This window comes from Vibrio sp. 661 (assembly GCF_033339315.1).
In the GTDB taxonomy this organism is placed as follows: Bacteria; Pseudomonadota; Gammaproteobacteria; order Enterobacterales; family Vibrionaceae; genus Vibrio; species Vibrio alginolyticus.
Genome location: NZ_JAWOUJ010000074.1, coordinates 1 through 1,275, shown reverse-complemented (window position 1 = coordinate 1,275; position 1,275 = coordinate 1). Strand labels below are relative to the sequence as shown.

General features: G+C 49.1%; 1 protein-coding gene. It reads left to right on the top strand.

Annotated elements, in window-relative coordinates:
• On the top strand, positions 1 to 1,275 hold a 1,275-nt coding region (locus R7P69_RS24780), incomplete at both ends, for a diguanylate cyclase domain-containing protein (protein ID WP_318121762.1).

Genomic DNA, 1,275 nt, shown 5'->3' with positions numbered 1-1,275 from the left:
TTTGCGGGCGTATTGGTGACAGACATTCGTATCAATACCTTCAATGAGTTTCTACGCGTCATCAAGAAGAACACCAAAGCATCGGTCTTTATCATGGATCAAGAACACCGATTAGTGGCACATTCTGGCCCAGGCAGCGTAGTGTCTTGGGGCACAAAGTTTTCGGATAAAGGCCAACGCTTGTTCGCCTCTGAAAGCGCAGACCCGATCATCAAAATCAGCGCCTCCCGCGTGCGTGGTTTTGACTTGTACCATACAGACCAACCGTACACGTTTGAGTTTGATCACAGCGGCCAACGTATTTTTAGCCGCATCACGCCCTACTACGATCCAAACGGTTTAACTTGGTTCATCGGCACTTCTATCTCGGAATCTGATTTACTTGGCCTCTTACCGAAAAGCCAAGAGAAAAGCTGGATTGTTGGTATCGTCGTCAGCTTGTTTGGTATCGGCTTTAGTTGGGTCATCTTCGAACGCGTGACTCGACCAATCAACGCCACTGCCGATGCGGCTCAACACCTAGCAAATGGCGATTGGGATAGCTCAATGCCCCAACCTGGCCGTGTGTACGAAACGACCGTGCTCGCAAAAGCCTTTAATGAAATGGCCAGCAACCTCAAAGCCTCATTTAAGGCGCTGCGCGATCAGCTAGTGTATGACTCATTAACTCGACTCTACAGCCGCCAAGGATTAATCGAAATCTGCGAAAACAAACCCAATTTGTGTCACGGTAGTTTGTTCTTATTGGGGATCAACAAATTTAGAGATATCAACGACAGCGTGGGACACCACAATGGTGATCAGCTGTTGGTTAGCATCGCAGAAAGGCTGAAGCAACAATTCCCAGACAACACCATGCTGGCCCGAATTGGTGGCGATGAGTTCGCTCTGTTTATGCCAGATATGGATAAAGACGAAGACATCCGTTTAACAGAACGTCGCCTACAACAACTGTTCGCAGCACCATTTATGGTTGAAGGTGAAAGCGTGGTGATGAAGATCTCACTAGGGATTGTGCAAACCAAGCATGGTGAGAACATGCCGCTTTGGCTACGCAATGCCAGCATTGCTCTGAGCTACGCGAAGCAAGATCCACTGACGGGCATTTGTTACTACAGCCCAGAACTCGCGAGCGCATCGAAGTTTCGTACTCAGCTGCTCACGAAGATGCAAACGGGCATCAACAAGCGCGAATTTGTGCCTCATTATCAGCCGATCATCGATCTCGCGAGTGGTAACGTATGTGGCGCTGAAGCCCTAGCTCGCTGGAATAGC